The organism is Flavobacteriales bacterium (assembly GCA_013214975.1).
In the GTDB taxonomy this organism is placed as follows: domain Bacteria; phylum Bacteroidota; class Bacteroidia; order DT-38; family DT-38; genus DT-38.
Window position 1 is genome coordinate 1 of the sequence record JABSPR010000407.1, and the last position, 2217, is coordinate 2217.

The 2217-nt window shown below is 34.6% G+C and carries 3 protein-coding genes; all 3 read right to left on the reverse strand.

Features of this window, described 5'->3' with window-relative positions:
- Positions 1-195, reverse strand: a 195-nt coding sequence (locus HRT72_12730; protein NQY68571.1) for a hypothetical protein, incomplete at its 3' end; no start/stop codon positions are given.
- Positions 192-1898 (reverse strand): GMC family oxidoreductase, encoded by a 1707-nt coding sequence (locus tag HRT72_12735; GenBank protein NQY68572.1) that lies wholly within the window; start codon positions 1896-1898, stop codon positions 192-194. The genes HRT72_12730 and HRT72_12735, both read right to left, overlap by 4 nt.
- Positions 1883-2217 (reverse strand): gluconate 2-dehydrogenase subunit 3 family protein (locus tag HRT72_12740; GenBank protein NQY68573.1); only part of this gene is annotated, 335 nt, incomplete at its 5' end. The genes HRT72_12735 and HRT72_12740, both read right to left, overlap by 16 nt.

Below are 2217 nucleotides of genomic sequence, written 5' to 3' on the forward strand. Positions count from 1 at the left end.
AATCTCTATTATTAACTCTTTAATCAATTTACCTTTCGCTAAATCAAATACAGATATCGTGCTGCCTCCTTTATTAACCACATATAATACACCTGTAGTTGAAATCGGATAACTATCCCTTAATATTGCTAGATAATAAACTATTACAGCAATAGATATAAGAACTCCTGAAATCAAAATAATTTTCTTTTTCATAGCCTTCCTGCTTTAAATTCTTTTACCGCAAAATTACATGCTCTTGCAGTCAGTGCCATATAAGTTAACGATGGATTCTGAGAGCCAGAAGAAGTCATACAACTTCCATCAGTAATAAATACATTCTTCACATCGTGCATCTGATTATTCTCGTTTAAAACTGATGTTCTACTATCTCTCCCCATTCTAGCCGTTCCCATTTCATGAACCGCTGAGCCAGCAATAGGATTAGATCTATATGTATTAATATTTGAAAAACCTGTTTTAGCAAGTAAGTCCTCAGCACTTTTATTCATATGATCTATCATTGCCAATTCATTTGCTTTAAATTCAAAATCAACTTTTATTAAAGGCATTCCCCAGCTATCAAACTTATTTTTATCTAAACTCATATGATTTGAGTAATATGGCAATGTTTCACCTCTACCTCCCAACCAAATACCCCACTTTCCCGGACTACACAGTTGGTCCTTTAAATCAGAGCCAATGCCTACAAGCTCTCTATTAGACCAATTCTTTCGCTCTCCTTTACCTTGTAAGCCATAACCTCTTAAAAAGTTCTTTTCCTTCTTCTGGCCTTGCAAATTTTGAAAACGAGGGATATAAATTGAACCAGGAGATCTCCCGTAATAGTATTTGTCTAAATACCCATTATGATCAGCAGTAACACCTGACGTTACTACATGATCCATTAGATTATGACCTAGCTGCATACTTGAATTACCTAACCCATTTGGAAACCTTTCCGATGTAGAATTCAGAAGAATCGCGGCTGTTGCAATTGTTGAGGCATTCAAAAATATTATTTCAGCATAGTACTCTTTTTCTTGTTTTGTTTTGGCATCAATAATTCGAACACCAATGGCCTTGTTCTTTTCACTATCAAAAATCACTTCTTTAACGATCGAATTAACCCTTAGCGTCATTTTCCCTGTTTGTTCTGCATCTTTTAGCGTTACACCATTACTACTAAAATATGCTGTATATGGACACCCTCTACTACATAAATTTCTATATTGACATTTCAACCTCCCATTTTTATTTTCGGTTAAATTGGCGACTCTGCTCTGTATTACTTTAAGAGTTCTTGAATAGGATGAAGCATTATCTTTTAAATGTCTCTCAATTGTATTAAACCCAATAGGTGGCAAGAAAATACCATCCGGTAATTGAGATAAACCTTCCTTCTCACCGCTAACTCCAATGTATGATTCCACGTAGTTATACCATGGGGATAGATCCTTATACCGAATTGGCCAATCAACCCCATGGCCGTCATTTTTATTGGCCTCAAAATCTAAGTCAGAGAATCGGTAGCACTGCCTACCCCATGTTAAAGATCTACCTCCAACCTGATACCCTCTTATCCATTTAAACGTTTTTTCTTGTATATATGGATTCTCTTTGTCGTTTACAAAAAAATGTTTGTTACCAGCATTACAATGGCTACTCTGAATAGGTTGTTCTGACAAGTCTGATTTTGACATATTATTTCTATACTTAAAATCCCATGGATTCATCAATGCTGTACTATAATCCTTTATATGATCAACATTTTCTCCTCTTTCGAGAACCAAAGTTTCAAGGTTATTTTCACTTAATTCTTTTGCGGCCCACCCCCCGCTAATACCTGATCCTACTACAATAGCATCAAAATAGTTGTTCGTTTTAGTAGTAAGTGTATTCGTTATTTTGTTGCCCATGATTTTTGTTTTTCAGATAACATATTTAACTCGTAAAAATCTCCAGGAATTTGTTTGTATGCAAGATGATTCGTTGCTCCCAGTTCAGAAGTACAGTAACCTTCAATGGTTAATCTTTTTAGCGTACTAAAAAAAGTAGTACCAAATATCTTGGTACGTATTTTTAAAATGATACCCTTAGACTCACCTTCTTGAAGGCTGTTTAATAGTTTGCCCTGTTCATATTTGGAACATTCTTCAAAAGGTATATTATAAAGAGTTATACTTTCTTTATTCAATTCCATTAAGCCATTTATAAATCTAGCTCTCTCTTTATTAT